A 25,287-nucleotide genomic window follows, 5' to 3' on the forward strand; every position below is an offset into this window, starting at 1 on the left:
TTACGCCTCCTCGTTCTCGTAGATGCCCCGGACGGTGTACGCGGGCGTGTCCTCGGCATCGATGCCGGGCGCCAAGAACGGGCCGCGATCGCAGTCGGCAGGCAGGGGCTCGCCGTCGTATTTCTCGATTTCGATGAGCAGGCTGTTGTACCCGTCCACTTGGGGGAAGTAGTTCGATTGCTGCCCGTCGGAGAGCATCTGCTCGCTTCCGCCGCGATCGACGATGCGGTCGGGATCGCTCTCGTCGAGCAGCGTCCGAACGCCGTGAGGGATAGCCACCGTGCCCGGCATCATGCCGTGCAAGGGCTGGGCACGGCGAAGCATGCGGCCGAACTCGTTGCAGCATGCCACCGTGTCGCCGGCCGCGATGCCGCGTTCCTCGGCATCCTGGGCGTTCATGAACACCGGGTTGGCGAACGCTTCCTGCGTCCACGTCATGTTGTCATAGCATGTGTGCGCACGGCGCATATAGTGGGGCGTGTACGCCTGCAGCGGATAGGGGCCCTTCGCCTTGGCGCCCCAGTCGGAAAACGTCTCCTGGTAGCCGCGGTTCGGCACGAAGTAGTTCGCATAAGGCTTGATGGGCTCGGGGTTGAGGCACACTCGGTTCACGTTGTCGGCTTTGAACTGGCAGTATATTTCCAGCTTGCCCGAGCGGGACGGACGCGGCCATGCGGGGTCGGCAACCGTCACCGACGTTCCGTCCTCGCCGATGCCCAGCTTGTCGTCGCGGTAGCCCACGTAGTTGCGCCGGTCGTCGGCGGAGCGCTCGACCACGTAGGAGCCCCGCGCCATGAACTCGTCGAAGCCCACCTTGCCCTCCTGCTCCGGGTAGTTCGCCCCGTGTTTCTCGTTGTCGGCGGCCGTCCAGGCGATCACCGGTTCCCAGCGCGACAGGTCGCTCGAGAGCTCGCGCATCCCCAGGAAGTAGCCGAGCCACTGATCGTAGTTGCTCTTGGGATACGCCTCGTGCGCGTCGAAACCCATGCGCTCGATGATGTCGCGGCAGATGCGCTTCTCCTCACGCGCTTCGTACATCGGCTTCACGAGCGGGCGCCACGCCAGAAGCGCGTCCTTGCGCTGCTTCTGACCGTTGCCGTCGCCGAAGGGGCTCGGCCAGCACAGCTCGCCCCAGGCCTCGTCGTCGTTGCCCTCCCAGTGCGTGGCCACCGGCAGGATGATGTCGGCGAACTGCGCGGTCAGCGAGAACTTGATCTCGAGCGAGATGCACGTGTCCGCAGCGCGCATCACCTCGATGGCCGTGGGCAGGTTGCCGCGCGTCTGCATGAAGTTGGAGTTCGTCTGGAACAAGAGACGCGGGTTGACGGGCATCTCGCGCGCCTCGTGGTAGGTGGGCGTGTTAGCGCGCAGCTTGGCGGGATCGTCGCCCGATCCCAGATCGTAGGGCCCGGCCGACGTGGAGAGGTAACGGCCTTCCGCAAGCGAGCTCCACCACGAGTTGCCCTCGATGCAGCGGTTCGGCCCGGTGGCGCCCGGCGAGCCCACGAGGTTGTCGATATAGCCGTAGTCGCCGCCCGCATGCTGGATGAGACGGTAACCCGAATCTCCCGCGTCCCACGTGTAGATGGCGGCCGAGCCGTGCCCCGACTTGCCGTAGTGGCCGCCCAGGGCCGACACGGTCATGAACGCCTGCGGCAGGTTCTCCGCACCCAGGTAGCGCGACGCCGCATAGCTGTGGAAGAAGACCACCTTGTTGTTCTTGCCGGCCAGCTCCGCGTACCACGCGATGTCCTCCACCGGCGTGCCGCATATCTCGCTCGCCCACTCCGGCGTCTTCGGCTGGCCGTCGTAGGCGCCCAGGACGTAGTCGCGGAAGTTCTCGTCGTCGGCCGCATCGTCGGGCATGGTCTCGGGCGTGAAGCCCACCGTGCGCTCGTTCACGAAGTCCCAGTCGATGACGTCGCCGCGCTCGTCGTCCAAGCGGATCATCTCGTGGATCACAGCCAGCAAAAACGCCGTGTCGGTGCCGGGGCGCACGCGGATCCAGCGCGCGCCCAGCTGCGCGGCGCTCACGTTGTAGCTGGGGCCCACGTACACGAACTCGGTGCCCGCTTCTTTGGCGTTGTTCAGCCAGTACATGCTGGAGTGCTGCGCCCATGCGGGGTTGCAGCCGTACAGCACGATGGTGTCGGCGTTCGGCAGGTCGTACTTGTCGGGGCCCATCATGAGGTCGGGATGGTCGCCGTGCGAGTACAGGCCCAGCGCCTCGGTTTGAAACGCCCAGCAGCCGAACGACTCGGTCTCGGTGTTGTACACCGCTCCGCCGATGACGGGGAACATGGCCGAAGCGGGGGCCCAGCGCCAGCCGTTGCAGATGACGGCGTCCTGGCCGTATTCCGCATACACGCGCTTGAGCTCGTCGGTCACGTAGTCGAGCGCCTCGTCCCAGCCGATGCGCTCCCACTCGTCCTTGCCGCGCAGCTCGCCGTGGGCGCCCTCGCCGCCGCCGGGCTGCCAATGCTTGCGCTTCATGGGATACTTGATACGATCAGCGTTGTACACCTGCTGGCGCAGGCTGCGGCCGCGCAGGCAGCCGCGCTGCTGCGGGCAGTCGAAGCGGTCCTCGCGAGCGTCGTCCGTCTTCTGCCGAACCACGACGCCATCCACCACGTAGCCCATGTTCAGGCACATCTGGTTGCAGTTCTGGTGGCAGTGGATGGGGATCCACTCCCCCTCTCCGCCGATGACGCGCGCATCCGACGCGATAGCCAGTGCGCCGTCGTCGTCCGTGAGATGCGCTGGCGCCTCCGCGCTCGAGCAACCGGCGAGGCCGAGCGCCGCCGCGGCGGCCGTGGCCCCCGCACTCGCTCGCAGAAAGCTGCGGCGGCTCATGGTGTTGTGCAACAAACTCATCTTCGTCTCTCCTTTCCCCCTGCCGGCACCTCGTGCCGATCCGGTGCCTCCATTGTGCGTCCGGGAAAAGGACAAAGCTAATACCTATAATGAGTAGTTGATTATGCTTGATAGGCATGCATTGGGAAGCGCATCGAGATGGCGCGCATCACGAAACCTCCATTTGACTTGGAGCGCGCTCCAGGGGGCACACTAGGATGCGACACGACGCACGACCGCACATGACGAGAGGAAGCACCGTGGGAAAGAACGTCTTGATCGTATCGTCCAGCTTGAGGCCCTCCAGCAACTCGCACATCCTCGCGCTCGCCTTCGCCGAAGGGGCGCGGGAGGCGGGCCACGACGTGGAGACGGTGAGCCTGCGCGGCAAGCGCATCGGCTTCTGCCGCGGATGCCTCGCCTGCCAGGCGGGCGCGGCGTGCCCGCTCGACGACGACGCGCCGGCCATCGTGGAGCGCATCGTCGCGGCCGACGCCATCGCGCTGGCCACGCCCATCTACTTCTTCGAGATGGCAGGCCAGCTGAAGACCCTGCTCGACCGCAGCAACCCAGCCTATCCCGCCAGTCCCGCGTTTCGCGACGTGTACCTGCTGGCCACGGCGGCCGACGAGGACGAGCACGCCTTCGACGGCGCGGTCAAGGGCGTGCAGGGTTGGGTCGACTGCTTCGAGCAGGCGCGGCTCGTGGGGGTGGTGACCGCCGCAGGCATCGATGCGCCGGGCGCGGTCGAGAGCCGACTGCACGTCGTCAACCGCGTCCGCCTCATGGGATGCGGCGTGAAAGGGCCAGCGCCCCTCGCTCGCCCTTTCACCTCCTCGACTCGTCATGCTTTCGGGGCATGAAGAACCTTCCACTATAAGCATTGGCCCTTTCCTCGCCGCCCGTGTACCGTGGTGTCAGGACGAACGGGCTCGCTCACGACAAACAGGAGGCTCACCATGCAGATCGCTGAAGTCGCAAAACGCTACGACGTCTCGGTCGACACCATCCGCTACTACGAGCGCATCGGGCTCATCCCCCACGTCACGCGTCTGCCGAACGGCATCCGCGACTTCGCCGAATACGATTGCGGCTGGGTGGAGTTCATCCGCTGCATGCGCGAGTCGGGCGTGCAGATCGAAGCCCTCGTCGAGTACGTTGCGCTGTTCCAGGAAGGCGAGCACACCGCCGCCGCGCGCCTCGAGATACTCGTCGAGCAGCGCGAGAAGCTGGCTGCGAAGCTCGAGGAGATGAGGGCCACCGTGCAGCGCCTCGACGGCAAGATCGCCAGCTACCGGGCCGGCGGGAAGTGCTCCGAGACCGGCGACGAATGGCTGCGCAGGGAATAGCCCACGCGGCACGCTCGGGAACGCCGCAGTCGAGCGCTCCCGAAGGATGAGGGCAACGGATGCCCACCGCAATCGCGACTCGCCCCGGCAGAACCGCCCATCGCCGACAGTCGCGAAGTCCGGCTCCGCGCGGGCTCCGCCTACCGCATCTCCGGTTCGCCGCATTCCACCTGCAAGCAGCCTAGAAACGCCTCAGCGGCCTTCGAGAGGCGGCGGTGCTTCTTCCAAACCACGTCGATGTTCGAGGAGAGCGGCGGGTCGAGCGGGCGGAAGCAGAGCGCGCCACCCTCCTCCACCTTCACCAGCCCGTCGTAGCAGATGGCCGATCCGAGGCCCTCCTCCACCATGAGCGCCCCGTTAAACACGAGGTTGTACGTGGCCACCACGTCCCAGGAATCGAATGCCTCGCCCGCCCACGCCTGCATGACGCCCGCCTTGAGCGCCTGGCGCGAGCAGATGACGGGATGCGCGGCCAGGTCGTCGGCGCGCACGGCGGGGAGATCCACCAAGGGGGAATCCGCGCGCATGAGCACGCCCCAGGTGTCGAGCGTCGGCAGCGGGCACGACAGGCAGTCGGGACGGCTCACGGCCTCGAATTCCACCATGAAGTCGAACAGCCCCTCGTTGAAGCGGTCCATCAAATCGGCGCTCGTGCCGCTGAACAGATGGAAATGCACGCCGGGGTGCTCGTCGCGCGCCCGTTTCGCCGCGCGCAGGATGATGCGCATGGCGTCCGACTCGCCGCATCCGACGTACACATCGCCAGCCACGGCGCGTTCGGGCTGGGCCAGCTCGGCCTCGGCCTTGTCGGCCAGCTCCACGATGGCCTCGGCGTACTCGCGCAGGCGCACTCCCTCATCGGTGAGCACGATGCGCTTGGCCCCGCGCTCGAACAGCTGCTTGCCGAATCCCTTCTCCAAGTCGGCCAGCTGGCGCGACAGCGTAGGCTGCGTCACATGCAGCGCCTTCGCCGCGTTCGAGACGGTACCCTCCTGCGCGAGAGCGAGGAAATACCTGAGCGTCCGAAGCTCCACGACGGCCTCCGTTTCGGTATACCCAATAGGCATATAAAGGCTTTCATTATAAGCATTAGCTATTTTACCACGAGAGCGGTACGGTGGATAAGGAAAACAAGGACCATTCGTTGGAGGCCTCTATGAACACCGGAAACCGCACGAGCCCCCGGCGCGCCGCGTTCGCGGCGGCGCTGCTGGTCGCGCTCGCATTCGCGCTCGGCTTCGCCGAGTTCGTGCTGATCGGCATCACGCCCGCCGTGGCCGAGGGGCTGGGCGAGCCGCTCACGCTCGTCGGCGATCTCGTGGGTTACTACGCGCTCGCCTGTGCCGTCGCCACGCCCGTCGTCGCGCTCGCCACGGCGCGCGCCGACCGCTTCAAGGTGATGGCGGCGCTGCTGGCGGTGTTCAGCGCCGGCAACCTGCTCACCCTGTTCGCCGGCGATTACGCGCTGCTGCTCGTCTCGCGCATGCTGCCCGCCGCCACATCAGGCACGCTTTTGGCCCTCGCGCTCACCTACGTGCCCGACATCGTGGCGAAGGAGCGCGTGGCCGCCGTTCTGGGCCTCGTGCTGGCCGGGTTCTCGGTGTCGAGCGTCATCGGCGTGCCCATCGGCACGGCGCTGGCCGGCCCGTTCGGCTGGAAGGCCGCCTACGCCTGCGTGTTCGCGCTCGGCCTGGCCGTGAGCGTCGCCCTGCTGCCGACGCTCCCCCGCGGCTCCTCCGCGCGTGCCGCGAGCGCGACGCCCACTTTGCGCACGCAGCTGCGCCTGCTCGGCGATGCCCGTGTGCTGGGCGCCATCGCCATGATCCTCGCCGGCGCGGCGTCCACCTACGTGTTCTACACCTACCTCACCCCCGTCCTCGCCGACGTCGTCGGCCTCGACGCGGCGGGCGCGAGCCTCGTGCTGCTGCTGTTCGGCGCCGCATGCGTGGGCTCGAACCTGCTGTCGGGCTGGGTGGCCGGCCGCTTCGGGCTGCGCGCGCTGCCCGTCGTCTTCGCGGTGCACGCGGCCTTGCTGGCGCTTTTGGCCGCGAGCCTTCCCGCCGGGGCCGTAGGCATCGCGAACATCCTCGCGGCGGGCCTGCTCATGTACGTGATGAACTCCACCGTGCAGATGCTGTTCCAGGACGTCGCCCGCGCCGACTACCCCAGCGCCCTCACGTTCTCCGCCTCGCTGCACCCTATGGCGTTCAACGCCGGCATCGCGCTGGGCTCGTTCGCGGGCGGCCTCGTGGTGAACGCAGGAGGCCTGCTGGCCACCGGCCCCGTCGGAGCGCTGTTCGCCCTCGCGGCCGCCGCGTTGGCGTTGGCACTGGCCCGCACGGTACAGCGCAGGGGTGTTGCCGAAGAACGAGCCCGCGAAGCCGCGGAACGCCCCTGAGCAACGCCCTCACTCCCCGTCAACGGGGCGCCGCTGCGCCTTCACCTGCGCGCGGCGGCGCTTGTCGGCGAGGCGCGCCTCCTTGGCGCGGCGCGAGGGCTTCGTGGCGCGACGTACCTTCGGCGGACGCGCCTTGGCCTCGAACAGGCGACGCAGCTTCTGCAGGCACAGCTGCCGGTTGCGGAACTGGCTGCGCGACTCGCGGGACGTCACCGCTATGCCGCTCGGCAGATGCGTCATGCGCACGGCAGAGTCGGTGGTGTTCACGCACTGCCCGCCCGGCCCGCTCGCGCGGAACGCCTGTACGTCGCAGTCGCGCGCGACGTCCTCGAGCGGAAGCTGCGCCCAGTGTGCGAAGTCGCGGTATGTCGGGGATTCGGAGTCCATGCGGACATGATAGCGCAAACGGGCCGCACGCAGAGCCTATCCGGTAATCCGCCGATAGACGGGCAGGAAGCCGTCCTCCAATCGGCGGCGGAGCAGCAGTTTATGCGAGGACCGCACGCCTTCTGTCATAAGCACCCGACCGAAAGCCTCTGCCGGAACGCTGTCGATAAGGGCGCAGACGGCCTCCATGTCCACCGTCTCAACGAACCTAACGAGCGCCGCGTCCAAATCGGGATTGCGCGTAGAGGCTAGGTACTCGAACGGATGGATGGCCCTGCCTCGACCATCCTCGCTCGGCAACCGATAGCAGGACACGTTCGTGCCGAAGGCGTCCTGCTCGATATTTTCATCGCCTGTCAGACGGCCCTCCGCGAGCGAGGGACTCCTCTTGCTGAACAACGAGCTTCCCAGATCATATACCGGCGCCAGCTCGTAGGAGCGGCCGGCGTCCATGAGCAAGCCCCAGTTGCCGTTGTTGCGATCAGGGTTCTTGATGAAGGCATCGACCACGAACATATCCCAGAAGCGCTCTCGCACGCCCGGCACCGCGCGCAGCAGGTCAGACGTCTCGATGGTAGCCAGAACGTCACCCAAGTACACGCTCTCGCCATCGGACGGCGCAGAGTTGAACCCCGCGTCATCGTCAGAAAGCGCGTTCTTGATCTCCCGGAATTCGAACAGGCGCTTGTCGGGATAAGTGAAGTCTTTGCAGGCGCACACGACCTTCCCCGCCCGATAACCCAGCATCGTCTCATGCACGGGGATGCCCAGCGATGCGTAGATACGAGCGCCCACGTACTCGGAAACCGGGCTCGAGGTGTAGGGCGGCAGGTGTTTCCCTTCCAGATCGCGTGTGGTACGGGGGTACTTTGCGATCCAAGGCTCTCCGTCGATGAGGATGCCCTCCTTCTGCCCGGCGCGCCCGCCGTAGAACAAGCCGCTTTTGCCGCAATCTCGCAGATCGACGATTTCAACCATGGTTCGCACCTCCCGTTCCGTTGCCCCGCCCGCGTTGCGCTCGATTGTACCAGAAGGAAGCAGACGGGCGTGTCTTCGTCGCCCGGTCGAAAGAAATCGGATCAGGTTCGCCCTTCCACGCCCGATAGGCAAAGCGTCTGAAAAGGCCTGCCCTTTTCGGATACGACCCGCTCGGCCGCCGTCGCACCAAAGAACATGAGGGCCTATCGCAGGTCCTTGAGGGTTTCCAGGTAGGCGTCGATTTTCGGACGGTCGTTCGGGCAGTCGTACGAGAGGGCCGCGCAGACCTCGGCCATCGACGCTTCGAACAGGCCCATCGCGGCGCGCAGGGCCTTCCACGCCGCCTCGACGGTATCGAGCCGGTACGTGCCGAGCAGGGCTTCGCGCTCACCCGGCTTCAAGAAGCGGGGCAGCAGCTTGTCATGCTTGCCCGCGTTCAGCGGGAAGCCGTTGCGCACGCCGGCGACGTAGCCGAGCATGCGGAGCAGCTCGACGCGCACGATCTGCTCGAACGTCCAGTTCGCGCACAACAGCTCGTCGCGCAGCAGCCCGCGCGCCACGTACGTGCAGGAGAGGTAGAATTCGTTCGCGCAGTCCCTCACATGCGCCGACGGGGGCCGCTGCACCCAGAACCACTCGTCGGACGGCCGCAGCGCGTCGGGGCAGAGGCCGTCCTTGTCGAGCAGCACGCAGATCAGCGGATCCTGCACGAAGTACGCTTCCCCGTCCTCGAGGGGGACCAAGGTGAGGTCGATCTTCACGCCGTCCGAGAACAGCATGAGGTACGAGAACCACCCTGCGGGGAAGTCGGGCGGGAACAGCTCCATCGCCTCCGGCTTCTGCATGAGCACGATGTCGCCGAAACGTCCGAGCCACCCGTCGGAGCACGTGAAGCTCTCCACGTCCGAGACGAGGAAGGTCACATCGTAGTCCTGCCAAGCGTCCGAGGTAGCGTTCGGGTTGGCGCGGCTCCCTTCGAGCGTCATGGCGCGGATGCGCTCGTCCGCGCAGGCGATTTCCTCGAACAGCGCGAACATCTCGGCAGGCGATCTCATGCGTGCTCCTTGCGGTTCTCTGGGCGCGGCGGAACCCCTAGTCCTCGATGCCGTCGTTGTTGCGGATGAGCTTGCGCTTGATCTTGCCGCCGATGGTCTTCGGCAGCTCGTCCACGAACTCCACGATGCGCGGGTACTTGTACGGCGCGGTCGTGTGCTTCACGTGGTTTTGCAGCTCCTTGACCAGCTCGTCGGAGGGCTCGTAGCCGCGCGCCAGCACGACGGTGGCCTTCACCACCTTGCCGCGGATGGGGTCGGGCGCGGCCGTGACGGCGCACTCCACCACGGCGGGGTGCTCGATGAGTGCGCTCTCCACCTCGAAGGGACCGATGCGGTAGCCCGAGCACTTGATCACGTCGTCGTTGCGGCCCACGAAGAAGCAGTAGCCGTCCGAGTCGCGCCACGCCATGTCGTGCAGGTTGTAGTACTCCCCGCCCACGGCCTCGCGCGTGCGCTCCGGCTCGCGGTAGTAGCCCGTGAACAGCCCCGGCGGGTACGCCTCCTTGAGGCCCGTGACGCAGATGGCGCCCTCCTCGCCGTCGGGAACCTCGATGCCCTCTTCGTCGAGCAGCTTGATGTTCAGCAGCGGCGACGGCTTGCCCATCGATCCCGGGCGCGGCTCGATCCACGGGAACGTGGCCAGGAGCACCGGTCCCTCGGTCTGGCCGAAGCCCTCGCGGATGTTCTTGCCGGTCAAGCGCTTCCACGCGATGGTGACCTCGGCGTTGAGCGGCTCGCCCGCCGTGGCGAAGTTGTGCACGCTCGACAGGTCGAAAGAAGCCACGTCCTCCTGCAGCATGAAGCGGTACATCGTCGGCGGCGCGCAGAACGTGGTCAGCTGGTAGTCCTGGATCTTCTGCAGCAGCTTCGTGGGCACGAACTTGTCCATGTCGTAGGCGAAGATGGTGGCGCCGGCGATCCACTGGCCGTAGATCTTGCCCCAGCCGAACTTCGCCCAGCCGCTGTCGGTCACGCTCATATGCAGCGTGTCCTCCTCCACCTGCTGCCAGTACTTCGCCGTGATGATGTGGCCCAGCGGATGCGCGAAGTTGTGGCACACGGCCTTCGCCATGCCGGTGGTACCGGACGTGAAGTAGATGAGCATGGTGTCCTTGCTCGTGACGCCGGCCTCGCCCATCGGGCGCTCGAACTCGTCGGACTCGCCGGCGATCAGCTCGTCGAACGGCGTCCAGCCCGCGCGCTCGCCTGCCACGATGATGCGGTTCTCGATGGACGGCGAATCGGGCAGCGCCTCCTCGGTCTGCGTGCACACGTAGTCGTCGTCCACGCACACCATCATCTTCACCTGCGCGGAGTTGGCGCGGTACGCGATGTCCTTCTTCGTCAGCTGCAGCGACGCGGGGATGATGGTGGCCCCCAGCTTGCACAGCGCCACGGCGCACACCCAGTACTCCCAGCGGCGGCGCAGGATCATCATCACCACGTCGCCCTTGCCGATGCCCAGCTTGCTAAACGCGTTGGCCGCCCGGTTCGACAGGCGCGACAGGTCGGTGAACGTGAACGTGCGCTCATGGTCATGGTCGTCACACCACACGAGCGCCCGTTTTTCGGGCTCGACGCGCGCCCACTCGTCCACCACGTCGAAGCCGAAGTTGAACGCCTCGGGCACGTTGATCTGGAAGTTCTCAAAGAAGTCCTCGTAGGAATCGAACTCGATACGGGGGCAATACTTTTTCAGGATATGGTTCACGGGTATTTCTTTCTCTCAATCACGCAGGTTGAACTTCTCACCAGACGTCGCCGACAAGTTCGCCCCCCCCTCTGGTCGTTCCCCGACCGGCAACAAGGGCTGCCGTGCGGCGAGGGGCGTCGCGCGCAGTTCCCGCACGAGCCGGAAGCCCCTGCGGGGCTTCCGTGCGAGCCCAGGACTGTTTGAGCACGACGCCCCTCGCCGCACGGCAGCCCCGACTCGCAGGTCTAACCTACTCCGCGATAATGGTGACGAACTTGGCGGGCACGTCGCCACCGCAGCGCTGGCCGTGAGGGTGCTCGGGGTTGAAGTAGATGCTGTCGCCGGCGTTCAGCTCGAACTCCTTGTCCTCCCACGTCACCACGACGGTGCCCTCCAGCACCAGGTTGAACTCCTGGCCGGTGTGCGTCACGAGCTTGGCCGGCTCGTCGGAGGGATCCAGCACCACCAGCAGCGGCTGCATGATCTTGCCGGTGTAGCGCCAGGCCAGGTCCTCGAAGTGGTAGCCCGGGTAGCGGTCCACCTCGCGCCCCTCGCCGTTCTTCACCACCTGGTAGGTCTGCAGCTTGGCGGCCGTGCCGGTGAGGATCTCGGTGAACTCCACGCCGAAGTGGTGCGCCATGTGGTAGATGGCCGAGATGGGCACGTCCGCGCCCGTGGCCTCCCATTCCTCATACGTCTCCACCGGCACTTCCAACTCGGCCGCCATGTCCTCGACCGTGACGTCGCACGCCTCGCGCAAACCTTTGATGCGCAAGCCGATCTCGGCGAATTCGGTTACCATGCTGCCTCCCTATGCTTCCATGCCCAAGCGTAGGGCCTTCTTGTTCATCTCCAGCATGGCGGCCTTGCTGGCCGGCACGCACTTCTCCATGGCCTTCCACAGCGTGTCCTCGGCGCAGAACCGCGTCTCAGCGAACAGCTTGCCGGCCATGATGATGTTGGCGAGCTTCTTGAAGCCGGCCTCCTCGGCCATGGCAGTGGCGGGGATGGCGCACACGTTCACGCCCGGCACGTCCGGGATGTCAGCGATGAGCGTGGAGTCTGCCACCACGACACCCCCCTCGGTCACGCTGTGCTCGAACTTGTCGAGCGAGGGCTGGTTCATGGCGACGAGCGCGTTCGGCGCGAGCACGAGCGGGCTTCCGATGGGGTCGTCGGACAGGCACACGCTGCAGTTCGCGGTGCCGCCGCGCATCTCGGGACCGTAGGAGGGAAGCCACGACACCTCGCGGTCCTCGAGCAGGCCGGCATAGGCGATCAGCTTGCCGGCGAACAGCACGCCTTGGCCGCCGAAGCCGGCGAGCACGATGTTCAGGGAGCGGCTCATCGCGCACCTCCTTCCGCCTGCGGGGCGGGGTTCGCGATCGGGCAGTCCGCCGCACGGGCCGCAGCAGCCTCGGCCGCGTTCGAGAAGCCCTCGGCGCGCACATCCTTGTACACGCCCAGCGGGTAGTACGGCAGCATGTTCTCGCGCATCCAATCGAACGAGTCCTGCGGCGTCATGCCCCAGTTCGTAGGGCAGGTTGCCACCACTTCCACGAGCGAGTAGCCCGCGCCGTCGATCTGGGTCTGAAACGCCTTCTTGATGGCCTTCTTCGCCTTGCGCACGTTCTTCGGGCTGTCCGCCGTCACGCGCTCCAGATACGCCACGCCGTCGAGCGAGCTCAACAGCTCGCACACGCGGATGGGGAATCCAGCGGCGTCGGTATCACGACCGTAGGGAGACGTCTGCGTCACCTGGTGCGGCAGGCTCGTGGGGGCCATCTGGCCTCCCGTCATGCCGTAGATGGCGTTGTTGATGAAGATGATGGTGATGTTCTCGCCGCGCGTGGCCGCATGGATGGTCTCGGCCATGCCGATGGAGGCCAGGTCGCCGTCGCCCTGGTAGGCGAACACGACGTTGCTCGGGTGCACGCGCTTCACCGCGGTGGCCACCGCGGGGGCACGCCCGTGCGCGGCCTCGATCATGTCGCAACCGAAGAAGTCGTAGGCCATGACGGAGCAGCCCACGGGGGCCACGCCCACGGCGTCGCCCTCCACGTCCAGCTCGTCGAGGCATTCCGCCACGAGGCGGTTGATGATGCCGTGCGTGCAGCCCGGGCAGTAGTTCGTCACCACGGGAAGGAGCGCGTGCGGGCGCTCGAACACCACTTTGGTCTCTTTCTCGGCCATGGGTTACTCCCCTCCCTTCATCATGCGATCGTTCAGGTCCTCGATCTGGGCCAGCACCTCCACGGGCGTCGGGATGACGCCGCCGGTACGGCCGAAGAACTTCACGGGGCGCCGTCCGTTCACGGCGAGGCGCACGTCGTCCACCATCTGGCCCATGTTCATCTCCACGGTGAGGAAGGCCTTGGCGGTGGGCACGGCTGCCTCGAGCGCGTCCACGGGGAACGGCCAGAGCGTGATGGGGCGGACGAGGCCGGCCTTCACGCCCTTCGCGCGCGCCTCGACCACGGCGCTGCGCGCCACGCGGGCGCTCGCGCCGAACGCTACGACCACCACGTCGGCGTCGTCGACGAGGAACGTCTCGGCGCGCTGCTCGTCGCGCTCGATCTGGGCGTAGCGCTCGTAGCGCTCGATGTTCAGGCGCTCCAGCTCGTCGGCCGTGAGGTAGAGCGAGTTCACCACGTTGTGCGGCCGCGCATGCTTGTGGCCGGTGGTGGCCCACGGCTTCTCCACCTGCTCGTCGCGCGGCTCGGGCATGACCACGGGCTCCATCATCTGGCCGAGCATGCCGTCGGCGAGGATCATGACGGGCGTGCGGTACTTGTCGGCCACGTCGAAGGCCGTGAACGCGTAGTCGGCCATCTCCTGCACCGTGGAGGGCGCATACACCACCACGCGGAAGTCGCCGTGGCCGAGCGCGCGCGTGGCCTGCCAGTAGTCGGCCTGCGAGGGCTGGATGCCGCCGAGGCCCGGGCCGCCGCGCTGCACGTTGATGATGACGCCCGGCAGGTCCGCACCGGCCATGTAGGAGATGCCCTCGCCCTTGAGCGAGATGCCCGGCGACGAGGACGACGTCATGACGCGCGCGCCGGCCGCCGCGGCGCCATACACCATGTTGATGGCCGCGATCTCGCTCTCGGCCTGCAAAAACGTCCCGCCCACCTTGGGCATGCGCTTGGACATGTAGGCCGCGAGCTCCGTCTGCGGCGTGATGGGATACCCGAAGAAGAAGCGGCAGCCGGCGCGCATGGCCGCCTCGGCCAGCGCCTCGTTACCCTTCATGAGCACTTTTTCTGCCATGCCCAGCCTACCTTTCCACCGTGATGGCCACGTCCGGGCACATCGTCGCACACGATGCGCAGCCCGTGCACGCGTCCAGGTCGATGCAATGCGCCGGGTGGTAGCCCTTCGCCGTGATCGTGTCGTCGTCAAGCTCGATGATATGCACGGGGCATGCGTCCACGCACAGGCCGCACCCCTTGCAGAAGGAGTCGTCTACGCTGATTCTCGCCATAATCCGCCTTCCTCGTCTCGTCAGTCATGCACGCTCGGCGCCGCCGAAGCGCCGCCGCTCTCTCGTCTTATTGCCAGGGAGTTCTCACATATACTCGCACAGGATAGGGTGCGCCCGCCCCTCCGTCCCGCCCAAAGCGGGGAAATTGCCGGTCAGCGTCCTGCGCGACCGTCTCCGCTGGCACCGTGGTGAAGGCCAGCGGCAGGCCCGCGAGGCGCGCGACCTCCTGGGCGAAGGGGATGCCCGCGGCCACCACGGCCTCGTCGGTGTCCTCCTGCAGGTGCGTGTTGTTGGCAACGGCCGTGGCGGCAAGGTGCGACTTCGCCTCGATCTCGCGCAGCACCTCCACCGCCTCGGCGGGCTCCTGCGTGAGGTTGCGGCTGCGGTTCACCACGTAGAGCATCTCGTAGGGCCGGGCCGCCACCGTCTTGGCGAAGCGCCCGAGCGCCGTGGCGCCCACGTCGTCGCCGCCCGCGTCCACGATGAGCAGCCGCCCCTCCCCCGCGCGCGCCTGCTCGATGGCCGGCAGGATGGTGCCCGACAGGCTCGGCCCGTCCAGGTTCGTGCCTGCGAACACCGGCGCTATCACGCGCGCGCCCGCCTCGTCCAAGAGGCCGCGGTAGTCGCTCGAGCGGAAGAACGGGTTCACCACGTCCAGGTCCACCACCGTGACCTCCAACCCGCGCGCCGCAGCGTCGAGCGCCAGGTTGAGCGAGAGGTTGGTCTTGCCCACCCCGTAGTGGCCGGTCACCACCAGGACGGGCGCGGCAGGCACCCAAGCCGGGGACGTCACACCAGTCCCTCGGGGGTCTTGGGCTTCTCGTCCTCCTGGCGGATGGCGGCGCGGCGGATCTTGCCGTTCACGGTCTTGGGCAGCGCGTCCACGTACTCCACGATGCGGGGGTACTTGTAGGGCGCGGTGCGCTTCTTCACCCAGGTCTGGAGCTCCTTCGTGAGCTCGCTCGTGCCGGCGAAGCCCTCGGCCAGCACCACGGTGGCCTTCACGGCCTTGCCGCGCACCGGGTCGGGCACGCCGGTGACCGCGCACTCGCGCACGGCCTCGTGCTCGAGCAGCACGCTCTCGATCTCGAAGGGCCCGATGCGGTAGCCGCTCGACTTGATCACGTCGTCGTTGCGGCCGACGTACCAGAAGTAGCCGTCCTCGTCGCACCAGGCGGTGTCGCCGGTGTGGTACCAGCCGTCGTGCACGGCCGCGGCCGTCTTCTCCGGGTCGCGGTAGTACTCCAGCATGATGCCGGCGGCCTTCTCGCGCACGTCGATGCACACCTCGCCCGTCTCGCCCGTGTCGCAGCGGCTGCCGTCCTCGCGCTGGATCTCCACGTTGTACAGCGGCACCGGCTTGCCCATGGAGCCCGGGCGCGGGGTGGATCCCGTGAGGTTCGCGATGGTGAGCGGCGTCTCGGTCTGGCCGAAGCCCTCGTAGATGGTGAGGCCCGTGTGCTCCTTCCAGAAGTCGAACAGGTCGGGGTTGAGCGCCTCGCCGGCGGTCGTGGAGTACGCGAGCGTGGACAGGTCGTAGGCGTCCACGTCCTCGGCCATCATCATGCGGTACATCGTGGGCGGGCAGCACAGCGTCGTGATGCCGTACTTTCCGATGAGCGACAGGATCTCGGAGGGATGGAAGCGGTCGAAGTCGTACGTGAACACGCACGCCTCCATGAGCCACTGGCCGTAGTACTTGCCCCACACGGCCTTGCCCCAGCCGGTGTCGGCGATGGTGAAGTGCAGGCCGTCGGGCTGCACGTTGTGCCAATGCTTGGCCGTGACCAGGTGCGCGATGGCGTACTCGGAATCGTGCAGCACCATCTTCGGGTTGCCCGACGTGCCGCTCGAGAAGTACATGAGCATGGGATCGGCTGCCTTCGTCTCCACGCGCGCGAAGTCGGCCGAGGCCGCGCGCACGCCCGTGTTGAAGTCGAGCCAGCCCGCGCGCTCGGCCGGGGCCGCGCAGACGCCGTCGGGGCCGGAGAGCGCGGGCCCGAGCGGCAGCCCGTCGTCGGGGAACACGAGGTTGCCATCCGCGTCCTCGGGCGTGAGCCCGCCGCCCGCGCCGTTCACGAGCATCCTCACCTGGAGCGTGGGGCACGCGTCGGCCACGTTGTCCACCACGTTCGCGATGTCGCCGAGCGACGTGGCGATGATCGCCTTGATGGACGCGCCGTTCAGGCGGTACTCCAAGTCGTGCTCCTTGAGCATGAACGTGGCCGGCACCATCACGGCGCCGAGCTTCGCGAGCGCCGTGGCCACGAACCAGAACTGGTAGTGGCGACGCAGGATGACCATGACGTAGTCGCCGCGCCCGATGCCCGCACGGGCCAGGTAGTTCGCGGTCTTGTCCGACCACTTCTTCATGTCAGCGAACGTGAACGCGTGCTCTTCGCCCTCGGGGTTGCACCACACCATGGCGCGACGGTCGGGGTCGGCAAGCGCGATGTCATCGACCACGTCGTAGCCGAAGTTGAAGCCCTCGGGGCATTTGACGGCGAAATCGGTCAGCAGGCCTTCCTCGTCGTAGGTCTCTTCGACGAAGCGGAGGTTGATGTTTCTCATGGGTTTTCTCTTCCTTGGAGGCAATGCGGCGGGCAGCCCGCCGCGAGACGGATACGATCATCAATGCGTTGGCGCCTGACCTGACGTTCGCCTCGGCCCATCGGGCACGACGAGCCGAGGAGAGGTGGCGGCGCCTAGATAATCGCGTTCCCGTGGGGCTTCATGACGATGGCAAGGAACGTGCACGGCTCGCCGCCGGTGGCGATCATGCCATGGCCACGGCCCGAATCGTACATGAGCAGATCGCCCGCCCCCAGCTCCTCGATATGGTCCTCGTAGGCGAAGCGCATCTTGCCCGACAGGATGAAGTCGAGCTCCTGGCCCACGTGGTAGGACAGGTGGATGGGAGCATCCTGCTCCTCCTCGAGATAGGGCGCGGTGACCAGGAACGGCTCGGCCAGCTTGTTCTTGAAGTGGGGAGCCTTGTGCAGGTACTCGAAGCCCGCACGGCGCCTGATGGACAGCCCGTCCGCCGCCCGTGTGAGCGAGTAGCCCGACAGATGAGGGTTCTCGCCGGTGAGGAGCTCGATGACGTCCACGCCCAGGCGCTCGGCGCACTTGTAGAGGAACGTGAACGACAGGTCCTGCGCGCCCGATTCCTGGGCGGCGTACTCGGCGAGCGTGCGGCCGGTGGCGTCGGCCATCTCCTGCTGGGTGATGTCGAGGTCTTCGCGCAGCGCCTGAATGCGCCCTGCCACCTCTTCGATATTCGGCTCCATAGTCGCTTGACCTCCTTCTCAACGTCGCGGCAGCGTCGCCTGGATGAGGGCGGCCCTGCCTTTCCTGGAAAAAGTTTTCCCATTGTATAGCAAATCGGTCGGCTTCGGTCCCAGAAGGCCGAAATCTCCGCAGGCGGCCGCGCAAAACCGCATGCCGTCCTACTCCAGTCCGAAGGCAAGGTGGAAACGTCGCGGCAGCGCTTGCAGCCCGCTCGCTTCTTTGGTACCTTTCTCCTATACCTTTTTGTGTACGTTATCAGTAAGCAAGATGATAGAAGGAGACCGGCAATGGCATGCGAGCACGAGGAAGGCCGCCTCGTCCCCTGGAAAAGGCGCTGGGCGAGGCGCGCGCTGCTACGTGCTCGCAGCCGCCAAGCGCACCGCAGGCTTTACAACGCCGATGCGCTCGACGAGCTTCGGCGCGAGAAGAAGCTGGCGAACCTGCTGGACGGGTCGCTGGCCAGCGGCGACTTCATCGTGCTGCTCCAGCCCAAAGTGCGCCTCGCGGACGGCACCGTGGCCGGCGCCGAAGCGCTGGTCAGGTGGCTCCATCCGCACGAAGGCACCATTCACCCATCTGAATTCGTGCCGGCACTCGAGCGCATCGGAGGCGTGCGCGAGCTTGACCGGTACGTGTTCGAGCGCGTGTGCGAACGCCTGGCACGCTGGCTTCGCGAGGGCCGGGCGCCCGTGCCCGTATCCGTCAACCTATCACGCAGGCATTTCGAGGACCCCTGCTTCCTTGCAAGCTTCGTTGCTGCAGCCGATCGCCTCGGCGTACCCCACCGCTTGCTCGAGATGGAGGTGACCGAGTCGATCTTCCTCGATGACGAGGCCATCGAAAACGTGAAGCGTGCCGTACGCGACATACGTGCGGCAGGGTTCTCCTGCTCGCTCGACGACTTCGGCTCGGGCTACTCTTCCCTCGGATTGTTGAAAGAGTTCGATGTGAGCACCCTCAAGCTCGACCGCCGTTTCTTTCGCAACGACACCCCGCGCGCACGCGACGTGGTGGAGGCCATCGTGCGCTTGGCCGCCAAACTGGGCCTGACCACCGTGGCCGAGGGCATCGAGAGCGAGCACCAGCTGGCTTTCCTTCGGTATGTGGGCTGCGACCTCGTGCAGGGCTACGTCTATGCGGAGCCGCTGCCGTTCGACGAGTTCGAGCGCTGGACGGATGCGCGCGCCAGGGCGGGAGCATCGGGAGCGGGCGCGGCCAACCGCTCGGTGCCCGGCATGCCGGCAGCTTCCAGAAACGTGCACACGGCAGCCAGCATGCACCGGTAGTAGTCGTCCATGGCCTGTGCGAAGCCGACGGCGTCACGCGCGCGCAGCGCCTCGAACCCGCGTTCCCCCAATGTCTCAAGCGCCGGAGCGCTCGCTCCCGAAGGGCCGAAGAAAACGAGGAAGTAACCCCACAGCAACAGGTTGTTCAGCTCTCGCAACACGTCGCGCAGCGGGTCGAGCGGCACGTTGTCCAGGAAGCCCTCCATGAGCGCTTTGGGTACGGACCACGGGCCTGCCGCCCGTCCGAGCTCGCGCTCGGCATCGTCGGCCACGTCGTCGATGCTGCCTGCCACGGTGCCCAGCGCGGCCGGCAGCAGGATGCAGAGCATCTGCAGTGCGTCCGCGAACATCTGCAAGTCGCGTCGGAGCGAGCTGTTGGCGAGCGCACGAGGGTCGAAGCACACGTCCGACGTGCACACCTTCGTGCCGCGACCGTTCGAAGTGGAGGCCACGCCCATGGCGTTCAGTATGCCGAGCGCCTTCTGAATGGTGGAAACCGAGGCGCCATAGGACTGTGCAAGACTCGCAATGGAGGGCAAATACGAACCGTCGGCGAACTCCCCCGCTGCTATTCGCTCCACCAGGTCGCGCGCCACCTGCGCATGCACGTAGGAACGACCAGTCCGCGCATTCCATGAGAACCCGCGTCCTCCCACCTCCGTGCCGGGGTACGCCGCTTCCAGCTCGTCGAGGTAGCGTTCGACATATTCGGCCGTGCCGCGGTACAGCAAGCCGAAACGCCGTTGAACCTCGGCCGGGTCGTCTTCTGAAAGCGATGCGAACATCCAGCCGAGCATGTTGTCCGACTCCTCGGTCGCCCGAGCGTAGGGATTGGCGAAGCCGGGCAGAGCCGGCGCGGTGCTCGCGCGCTCCAAGCTTGCATAGCATTCCGAGAACAGGGGGTTGCCCGCCTTGTCCAGCAGCTCGTGCAGCACGAGCGACGAACGCGACAGGCGCCAGTCTCCCGACCGGCTCTCCACGTGGGCGCGCTCGAGGGCTCGGCCGAGGGCTGCGAGCTCTTCCTCACAGCAGCGCCGGGCGGCGAACTCATACAGCGGAGGCATGACCAGCTCGAGCGTGCGATAGCACGCCAGGAGCTCGTCCCGACGCGCCAGCAGCGAGCGTGCGGCGCGCTCAACCTCGTCGTCCGACGCGCGGAACGCGACGGTGGCGCGGCGGCGCTCCTCGGTGGCTATGTAGCCGTCGCTCCTAAGCGCCCTGAGCACGTCGCGCACCGTCCGCGCACCCACGCGGTAGCGCTTGCCGAGCTCGCTCATGGAAGGCAGCGTGTCGCCGGGCCGCAGGGCGCCGCCGGTTATCTCGCGCACGAGATCGCCGTACATGTACTCGAACAGCGTCTTCCGCTCCATGGAACCTCTTTCGAACGTCGATGAAAGAAGGGGCCCTCTGCCTGACCGAGGAGCCCTTCGGTCAGGCATCGGCCGCGCCCTATCGATTGCGCGCGAAGCGCACGGCGAAGTGCGCGTCGGGGGTGCCGGGTGCGAGGCGCGTGGCCACGCACGCCTTGCCTGCGATGGGAGCCAGCTCGAAATCGGCACCCTCGGGGCTCTCCAGGAAGCGCTTCACCACGACGTTGTTCTCCGTATGGGTCACGGTACAGGTGGCGTAGGCCAACTGGCCGCCGCGCGCCACCTGGCCGGCCGCCGAACGCAGGAGCGACAGGCCGAGCGCGGCCAGCTCGCCCAGATGCTCCTCGGTCAGGCGCCAGCGTATCTCGGGATGCCGCCGCAGCGTGCCCAGGCCCGAGCAGGGGGCGTCGATGAACACGGCGTCGAAGCGGCGGCGGCCCAGCACGGCGCCGAGCATGGTGGCGTCGCCCGTGACCGCGTCGGCCACGTGCACGCCGTACTCCTCGGCCCGCTCGCGCAAGAGGTCGGTCTTGAACGCGTGGTTGTCCAGGGCCACGAGCTCCATCTGGCTGCCGTAGGCGCGCAGGGCGCCGCTCTGCAGAAGGATGGTCTTCGTGCCGCGCCCGGACCCTATCTCCAGAAACGACGCGGGCATGTGCGCGGGCAGCACGCTCGCGGCCACGAGCTGCGAGGCCGCGTCCGAAACGAGCAGCTTGCCCTGCGAGAACAGCCGGCGCACGCGCCCGTCCTGCAGCGCGCGCGGCTCGGCAACCTGCAGGCAGCCCGGCACCTCCACGCCGTCGATGGACACCGGGCGCACGTCCGCGCCCGCCTCGCCCAGGGCCGCGCGCACCTCCTCCGCCGTCGCCTTCGCCTCGTTCACGGCCACGAACAGCGGCGCGGGCTCGTTCGAGGCGCGCATGAGGTCCACGGCTGCCTGGGGGCCCAAGTCGGCTATGAGGCGCTTGGCCAGCCATAGGGGGAACGCATGCAGGCGCGCGAGCGCCGCCACGTCGCGGGAGGGGTCGCCGAAAGGGAAGTCGCGTTTCAAGGCAACCACGCGGCGCAGCACGGCGTTGGCAAGGCCGGCGGCGCGGGGCTGCACGGAGCGCACGAGCTCCACGCCCTGGTCGACGGCCGCATGCGGCGTCTTGTCCAGGAACAGTATCTCGTAGGCGGCGATGCGCAGCGCGTCGCGCACGTCGTCCTGCACGTCGCCGGGCTTGTCGAGCGCGCGGTCCAGCACCTCGTCGAGCGTGCCCCAGCTGCTCGTCACCCCCAGCGCGAGGCGCGTGGCGAAGGCGCGGTCCTCCGGGCTCATACGCGAGCCGTCGATGCGCCGGGCGATGACGTCCTGCGCGTAAGCGTCGCGGCGGCGCACGTCGCCGCCGACGGCGAGGGCCGCGAGGCGCGCCGGGCTCGCCTTCGACGGACGGCCCGCGGTCTTTTCGTCACTCATGCGCAGCCTCCCATGAAAGCGTCTCCTGCTTGATGCCCTGCACGCCGGCGGCGAACGCCTTGGCGTCCATGGCCTGGCGGCCGTCGGGCTTGACGGAAGCCACCTCGGCCGCACCGTCGGCGAAGCCCAGGAACAGCCGCTTTCCGGCGAAGCGCACCTCCCCCGCCGCCAGCCCCCCTGCCAGCTCGCACCCCCGGGCGTCTTCCACGGAACGCAGCGCGAGCACCGTCACCGGGCGGGCGGCTACGACGGCGCGCGCGGGGTGGGCGCCGCTCGAGGCGCGCACCTTGCGGACGGCCGCCTCGGCCGTATCCCGAGGGTCCAGGTCCAGCTCGCGCTTCCCCACCTTCGAGGCGTAGGTGACCTGCGACTCGTCCTGCTCGGTCCACTCGGCCGCGCCGCTCTGCACGTGGACGAGGGCCGTGAGCAGGGCGTGCGAGCCCAAGTTCGCCAGCTCGTCGGTGAGCTCGGGGGCCGTCTTGCCGTCGATGCGCGCCGTGCGGCACACGCAGTAGGCGCCCGTGTCCAGGCCCTCCTCCATGCGCATGATGCACACGCCCGCCACGGCATCGCCCGCGAGTATCGCGCGCTCCACCGGCGCCGCGCCGCGCCAACGAGGAAGGAGGGACGCATGCACGTTCAGGCAGCCGAAGGGCGGCAGGTCCAGCACCGCCTTCGGCAGGATGGCGCCGTAGGCGGCCACGCAGATGACGTCGGGCTCGAACGAGGCCAGCTCGGCCTGCACGGCCTCGTCGCGCAGCGTGCGCGGTTCGAGCACGGGCAGCCCCAGGCGCTCGGCGGTGCGCTTCACCGGCGACGGTTCCAGCTTCCTGCCGCGCCCGCGCACGGCGTCGGGGCGGGTGTACACGGCCGCCACCTCGTGCTGCTGGGACAGGTCCTCCAGTATGGTGGCCGCGAACTCCGGCGTGCCCATGAACACGACGCGCATGGTCAGCGCACCCGCGTATCGAGCGACGTCTCGCCCGGCTTCGCGCCCGCGGCGCGCGCCAGCTCGTAGTCGCGCAGCGCCTGGATGCGCGCGATGGGATCGCAGCGCTCGAACATGGTGACGCCGTCCAGGTGGTCCAGCTCGTGCTGCAGGCAGCGGCCCAAAAGCCCGTCGCCCTCGATCTCCCACTCCTCGCCGTCCAGGTCGAAGTAGCGCACGCGCGCCCATGGCGGCCGCGCGATGGGCACGGAGATGCCGGGGCATGACAGGCAGCCCTCGCCCTCCACCACCGGGTCGCCCTGGGTGTCCACGAGCACGGGGTTCACCAGCACGATGGGGTCCTGCTCGCCGGACTCGGCCTGGTCGCAGTCCACCACCACGAGGCGCTTCGTCACGCCCAGCTGCGGCGCGGCCAGGCCGCAGCCGTCGTTCTTGTACATGGCCTTGGCCATCTGCTTGGCCAGCTTGCGCAGGCCCTTGTCGCCCAAATCGCACGGCTCGCAGACCGTGTTCAGCAACGGGTTCGGTGATTGCACGATGGTTATCACGAAGACACGTCCCTCTCGTTCCTTATCGCACGCGTCCCGGCGCAGGCCGGGACGCGGAAAAGCTCCTTATGGGGACATTGTGCGGTTTCGGCTGCCCCTTGTCCAGTAGCATGCGGGAAACATCCACAAAACCCAAGGTGAGAAGGGGAAGAAAGCAAGCGACCCCTACTTGTCCACCACGATCTCCTTCAGGCTGGCGGCGAGGCCGGCCACGCCCTGGATGTCGGAGGGAATGATGATCTTCGTGGCCTGGCCGTCGGCGACGGTCTTCAGGGCCTCGAAGGCCTGCAGGGTGAGCACGGCGTTGTCGGCGCCGGCCTCGCGCACCATGCGGATGCCGTCGGCGGTGGCCTGCTGCACGTTCAGGATGGCGGCGGCCTCGCCCTCGGCCTCGCGTATCTGCTTCTCGCGCTCGGCCTCGGCGGCCAGGATCACGGCCTGCTTCTCGGCCTCGGCGGCCAGGATCTGCGCCTGCTTGTTGCCCTCGGCCACGGTGATGGCGGACTGCTTCTCGCCCTCGGCCAAGAGTATGGCCTCGCGCTTCTCGCGCTCGGCCTTCATCTGCTTCTCCATGGCCTGCTGGATGGCGGCCGGCGGCGTGATGTTCTTCACCTCCACGCGGTTCACCTTGATGCCCCACGCGTCGGTGGCCTCGTCCAGGATGGAGCGCATCTTGGCGTTGATGGTGTCGCGCGACACGAGCGTGGTGTCCAGCTCCAAGTCGCCGATGATGTTGCGGAGCGTGGTGGCGGCCAGGTTCTCGATGGCCACGAGCGGGTTCTCCACGCCGTAGGCGTAGAGCTTCGGGTCCATGATCTTGAAGAACACCACCGAGTCGATGGACATGGTCACGTTGTCCTTCGTGATGACGGGCTGGGGCGGGAAGTCGGCCACCTGCTCTTTGAGCGTGATGCCCGCGCGCACGCGGTCGATGAAGGGGATCTTCACATGCAGGCCGTTGTTCCAGGTGGTGAGGTACGAGCCCAGGCGCTCCACGATGGCGGCCTGCGCCTGCGGCACGATCTTGATGCACGTGACGGAGAACAGCACCACGAGCACGACGACCACGACGATGGCGATGGTGAGGGGGTTCAAGGGGAACATCAGCGTTTCCTTTCGACGATGAGCTTGACGCTTTCCTGGCCCACGATGCGCACGACCTCGCCCGCGGGGATGGGGAGGCCGTCCGCGGAGCGCGCGGCCCAGGTCATGCGGTTGTCCGTCTCCACGCGGCCGGTCATGCCGTCGTTGTCGACATCCTCCACCACGACGGCCGTCTGGCCGACATGGGTGGGCTCCTCCTGCTTGCCGCGGTCGCGGTACTTCACGAACACGGGGCGCAGGCCCACGAGGCAGGCCACGGAGACGACGAGGAACACGACCAGCTGCACGACGAGGTCGGCGCCGAGCAGGCTCGCGGCGAACGCGACGAGCGCGCCCACGACGAACCACATGGTGATGAGGCTGAGCGAGACGATCTCGACGACGCCCATGACGGCGGCGACGCCCAGCCAGACGAAGGGACTCATGGCGACTCCTTTCTCTTTGCTCGAGTATACCATGTCGTCCGTGCCGCCGAGGTGGCGCCAGGCGGAATGAAGAGAGCGCGAGCGGGCGAACCTCGCATCAGCCGGCCTTGGACGTGCCCTCCTCGTGCTACACGGCCTTGTGCGCGAGGCGGCGGCGGGTCAGGTCCTTCTGCATGGCGGTCACGGTCTGGAACAGCATCTCGTACTCGTCGGCGGGCAGGGAGGACGGGTCGGACAGCTGGGCGCGCAGGGCGGCCACGGCGTCCTCGGCGTCGCCGATGGCCAGCTCCTCCGCCAGGAAGCGTGCGAGCGGCTCCGGCTCGGTCGCGCCGGCCATGGAGCCGGACGTGAGGATGCCCGACGCCTGCGGCAGCACGCGGGCGGCGTCGCCGATGACGCGCGCCGCGGGCGCGGCGGGGTCCTCGGCCAGCGTGGCCAGCATGCTCTGCGCGAGCGTGGCGTGCACCGGCTCGTGCCACTGCGTGCTGGCGAGCGCGTCGGCATGTGCCAGGGCGAGCTCGGGGTGCTGCGCCGCAAGGCTAAGGAACTCGCGTTCGAAGCGGCGCCGGTTCGCCTCGGGCTGGGACAGCCCCGCGCGGCGCGGCGCGCCCCCGCCCGTGGCCGGCGCGGCTCCCGGATCCGCCGCGGGAAGGCGCCC

General features: G+C 67.5%; 22 protein-coding genes and 3 pseudogenes. 4 read left to right on the forward strand and 21 right to left on the reverse strand.

The window, feature by feature from the left end:
• Positions 1-2,874, reverse strand: coding sequence for a molybdopterin-dependent oxidoreductase (locus LB310_RS13590; protein WP_278806544.1), 2,874 nt, complete (start codon positions 2,872-2,874; stop codon positions 1-3).
• Positions 2,875-3,113: 239 nt separating this feature from the next.
• On the opposite strand from LB310_RS13590, the gene LB310_RS13595 reads away from it, so the two are divergent.
• Positions 3,114-3,716 (forward strand): flavodoxin family protein, encoded by a 603-nt coding sequence (locus tag LB310_RS13595; protein ID WP_278806545.1) that lies wholly within the window; start codon positions 3,114-3,116, stop codon positions 3,714-3,716.
• Between the two features lie 96 nt (positions 3,717-3,812).
• Complete coding sequence (locus tag LB310_RS13600; RefSeq protein WP_278806547.1) at positions 3,813-4,202, forward strand: MerR family transcriptional regulator; 390 nt, start codon at positions 3,813-3,815, stop codon at positions 4,200-4,202.
• Between the two features lie 140 nt (positions 4,203-4,342).
• On the opposite strand, the gene LB310_RS13605 is transcribed toward LB310_RS13600, so the two are convergent.
• Positions 4,343-5,269: a LysR family transcriptional regulator gene (locus LB310_RS13605; protein WP_301155218.1), complete on the reverse strand. Its 927-nt coding sequence runs from the start codon at positions 5,267-5,269 to the stop codon at positions 4,343-4,345.
• Between the two features lie 89 nt (positions 5,270-5,358).
• On the opposite strand from LB310_RS13605, the gene LB310_RS13610 reads away from it, so the two are divergent.
• On the forward strand, positions 5,359-6,600 hold the full coding sequence (locus LB310_RS13610) for an MFS transporter (RefSeq protein WP_301155219.1): 1,242 nt from the start codon (positions 5,359-5,361) through the stop codon (positions 6,598-6,600).
• A gap of 9 nt (positions 6,601-6,609) precedes the next feature.
• On the opposite strand, the pseudogene LB310_RS13615 reads toward LB310_RS13610, so the two are convergent.
• From LB310_RS13615 to LB310_RS13670, 12 genes and pseudogenes are all read right to left on the reverse strand, one after another.
• A pseudogene (locus tag LB310_RS13615) lies at positions 6,610-6,915 on the reverse strand (peptide chain release factor-like protein); the annotation flags it as partial.
• 108 nt (positions 6,916-7,023) lie between these two features.
• Complete coding sequence (locus LB310_RS13620) at positions 7,024-7,965, reverse strand: HipA domain-containing protein (protein ID WP_301155221.1); 942 nt, start codon at positions 7,963-7,965, stop codon at positions 7,024-7,026.
• A 203-nt stretch (positions 7,966-8,168) separates the two neighbouring features.
• Positions 8,169-9,020, reverse strand: coding sequence for an aminoglycoside 6-adenylyltransferase (locus tag LB310_RS13625; RefSeq protein ID WP_301155222.1), 852 nt, complete (start codon positions 9,018-9,020; stop codon positions 8,169-8,171).
• A 37-nt stretch (positions 9,021-9,057) separates the two neighbouring features.
• Positions 9,058-10,731 carry an AMP-binding protein gene (locus tag LB310_RS13630; protein ID WP_301155223.1) on the reverse strand — a complete coding sequence of 558 codons (1,674 nt, stop codon included), beginning with the start codon at positions 10,729-10,731 and terminating at the stop codon, positions 9,058-9,060.
• Between the two features lie 232 nt (positions 10,732-10,963).
• Complete coding sequence (locus tag LB310_RS13635) at positions 10,964-11,515, reverse strand: helix-turn-helix domain-containing protein (protein ID WP_087189663.1); 552 nt, start codon at positions 11,513-11,515, stop codon at positions 10,964-10,966.
• A gap of 9 nt (positions 11,516-11,524) precedes the next feature.
• Positions 11,525-12,061 (reverse strand): 2-oxoacid:acceptor oxidoreductase family protein, encoded by a 537-nt coding sequence (locus LB310_RS13640; RefSeq protein WP_301155224.1) that lies wholly within the window; start codon positions 12,059-12,061, stop codon positions 11,525-11,527.
• Positions 12,058-12,906: a thiamine pyrophosphate-dependent enzyme gene (locus tag LB310_RS13645; protein WP_301155225.1), complete on the reverse strand. Its 849-nt coding sequence runs from the start codon at positions 12,904-12,906 to the stop codon at positions 12,058-12,060. Before LB310_RS13645 ends, LB310_RS13640 begins: the two co-directional genes overlap by 4 nt.
• A gap of 3 nt (positions 12,907-12,909) precedes the next feature.
• Positions 12,910-13,983 carry a 3-methyl-2-oxobutanoate dehydrogenase subunit VorB gene (locus tag LB310_RS13650; RefSeq protein WP_301155226.1) on the reverse strand — a complete coding sequence of 358 codons (1,074 nt, stop codon included), beginning with the start codon at positions 13,981-13,983 and terminating at the stop codon, positions 12,910-12,912.
• Between the two features lie 7 nt (positions 13,984-13,990).
• Complete coding sequence (locus tag LB310_RS13655; RefSeq protein WP_087189659.1) at positions 13,991-14,197, reverse strand: 4Fe-4S binding protein; 207 nt, start codon at positions 14,195-14,197, stop codon at positions 13,991-13,993.
• 67 nt (positions 14,198-14,264) lie between these two features.
• Positions 14,265-14,990 carry a ParA family protein gene (locus LB310_RS13660; RefSeq protein WP_301155227.1) on the reverse strand — a complete coding sequence of 242 codons (726 nt, stop codon included), beginning with the start codon at positions 14,988-14,990 and terminating at the stop codon, positions 14,265-14,267.
• The gene (locus tag LB310_RS13665; protein WP_301155228.1) at positions 14,987-16,768 is read right to left on the reverse strand and encodes an AMP-binding protein; all 1,782 of its coding nucleotides are present in this window, start codon (positions 16,766-16,768) and stop codon (positions 14,987-14,989) included. Before LB310_RS13665 ends, LB310_RS13660 begins: the two co-directional genes overlap by 4 nt.
• A gap of 134 nt (positions 16,769-16,902) precedes the next feature.
• Positions 16,903-17,487 carry a helix-turn-helix domain-containing protein gene (locus tag LB310_RS13670; protein ID WP_301155229.1) on the reverse strand — a complete coding sequence of 195 codons (585 nt, stop codon included), beginning with the start codon at positions 17,485-17,487 and terminating at the stop codon, positions 16,903-16,905.
• 288 nt (positions 17,488-17,775) lie between these two features.
• On the opposite strand from LB310_RS13670, the pseudogene LB310_RS13675 reads away from it, so the two are divergent.
• Positions 17,776-18,573 (forward strand): annotated as a pseudogene (locus LB310_RS13675) (EAL domain-containing protein); the annotation flags it as partial.
• Positions 18,574-18,620: 47 nt separating this feature from the next.
• Here the strand turns inward: LB310_RS13675 and LB310_RS13680 are convergent.
• The 7 genes and pseudogenes from LB310_RS13680 to LB310_RS13710 form a co-directional block, all read right to left on the reverse strand.
• Positions 18,621-20,144, reverse strand: coding sequence for a GntR family transcriptional regulator (locus tag LB310_RS13680; protein ID WP_301155230.1), 1,524 nt, complete (start codon positions 20,142-20,144; stop codon positions 18,621-18,623).
• A 79-nt stretch (positions 20,145-20,223) separates the two neighbouring features.
• Entirely contained in the window at positions 20,224-21,603 is a 1,380-nt protein-coding gene (locus tag LB310_RS13685) for a transcription antitermination factor NusB (protein WP_301155231.1), read from the reverse strand.
• Positions 21,596-22,552: a methionyl-tRNA formyltransferase gene (fmt, locus tag LB310_RS13690; RefSeq protein ID WP_096226643.1), complete on the reverse strand. Its 957-nt coding sequence runs from the start codon at positions 22,550-22,552 to the stop codon at positions 21,596-21,598. The genes LB310_RS13685 and fmt overlap by 8 nt, the downstream gene beginning before the upstream one ends.
• A gap of 2 nt (positions 22,553-22,554) precedes the next feature.
• Positions 22,555-23,100: a peptide deformylase gene (gene def / locus LB310_RS13695; RefSeq protein WP_087189651.1), complete on the reverse strand. Its 546-nt coding sequence runs from the start codon at positions 23,098-23,100 to the stop codon at positions 22,555-22,557.
• A gap of 165 nt (positions 23,101-23,265) precedes the next feature.
• Positions 23,266-24,204: an SPFH domain-containing protein gene (locus LB310_RS13700; RefSeq protein WP_087189650.1), complete on the reverse strand. Its 939-nt coding sequence runs from the start codon at positions 24,202-24,204 to the stop codon at positions 23,266-23,268.
• Positions 24,204-24,629, reverse strand: a complete 426-nt coding sequence (locus LB310_RS13705; RefSeq protein WP_087189649.1) for an NfeD family protein — start codon at positions 24,627-24,629, stop codon at positions 24,204-24,206. Before LB310_RS13705 ends, LB310_RS13700 begins: the two co-directional genes overlap by 1 nt.
• Before the next feature lie 127 nt (positions 24,630-24,756).
• A pseudogene (locus LB310_RS13710) lies at positions 24,757-25,287 on the reverse strand (DNA primase); the annotation flags it as partial.

This window comes from Gordonibacter sp. RACS_AR49 (assembly GCF_030418435.1).
GTDB lineage: Bacteria > Actinomycetota > Coriobacteriia > Coriobacteriales > Eggerthellaceae > Gordonibacter > Gordonibacter urolithinfaciens.

Coding starts and splice junctions, on each gene's coding strand:
- LB310_RS13590 (WP_278806544.1), bottom strand. CDS start 2,874: ATGAGTTTGTTGCACAACACCATGAGCCGCCGCAGCTTTCTGCGAGCG.
- LB310_RS13600 (WP_278806547.1), top strand. CDS start 3,813: ATGCAGATCGCTGAAGTCGCAAAACGCTACGACGTCTCGGTCGACACC.
- LB310_RS13605 (WP_301155218.1), bottom strand. CDS start 5,269: ATGCCTATTGGGTATACCGAAACGGAGGCCGTCGTGGAGCTTCGGACG.
- LB310_RS13610 (WP_301155219.1), top strand. CDS start 5,359: ATGAACACCGGAAACCGCACGAGCCCCCGGCGCGCCGCGTTCGCGGCG.
- LB310_RS13620 (WP_301155221.1), bottom strand. CDS start 7,965: ATGGTTGAAATCGTCGATCTGCGAGATTGCGGCAAAAGCGGCTTGTTC.
- LB310_RS13625 (WP_301155222.1), bottom strand. CDS start 9,020: ATGAGATCGCCTGCCGAGATGTTCGCGCTGTTCGAGGAAATCGCCTGC.
- LB310_RS13635 (WP_087189663.1), bottom strand. CDS start 11,515: ATGGTAACCGAATTCGCCGAGATCGGCTTGCGCATCAAAGGTTTGCGC.
- LB310_RS13640 (WP_301155224.1), bottom strand. CDS start 12,061: ATGAGCCGCTCCCTGAACATCGTGCTCGCCGGCTTCGGCGGCCAAGGC.
- LB310_RS13645 (WP_301155225.1), bottom strand. CDS start 12,906: ATGGCCGAGAAAGAGACCAAAGTGGTGTTCGAGCGCCCGCACGCGCTC.
- LB310_RS13650 (WP_301155226.1), bottom strand. CDS start 13,983: ATGGCAGAAAAAGTGCTCATGAAGGGTAACGAGGCGCTGGCCGAGGCG.
- LB310_RS13655 (WP_087189659.1), bottom strand. CDS start 14,197: ATGGCGAGAATCAGCGTAGACGACTCCTTCTGCAAGGGGTGCGGCCTG.
- LB310_RS13665 (WP_301155228.1), bottom strand. CDS start 16,768: ATGAGAAACATCAACCTCCGCTTCGTCGAAGAGACCTACGACGAGGAA.
- LB310_RS13670 (WP_301155229.1), bottom strand. CDS start 17,487: ATGGAGCCGAATATCGAAGAGGTGGCAGGGCGCATTCAGGCGCTGCGC.
- LB310_RS13680 (WP_301155230.1), bottom strand. CDS start 20,144: ATGGAGCGGAAGACGCTGTTCGAGTACATGTACGGCGATCTCGTGCGC.
- LB310_RS13685 (WP_301155231.1), bottom strand. CDS start 21,603: ATGAGTGACGAAAAGACCGCGGGCCGTCCGTCGAAGGCGAGCCCGGCG.
- fmt (WP_096226643.1), bottom strand. CDS start 22,552: ATGCGCGTCGTGTTCATGGGCACGCCGGAGTTCGCGGCCACCATACTG.
- LB310_RS13700 (WP_087189650.1), bottom strand. CDS start 24,204: ATGTTCCCCTTGAACCCCCTCACCATCGCCATCGTCGTGGTCGTCGTG.
- LB310_RS13705 (WP_087189649.1), bottom strand. CDS start 24,629: ATGAGTCCCTTCGTCTGGCTGGGCGTCGCCGCCGTCATGGGCGTCGTC.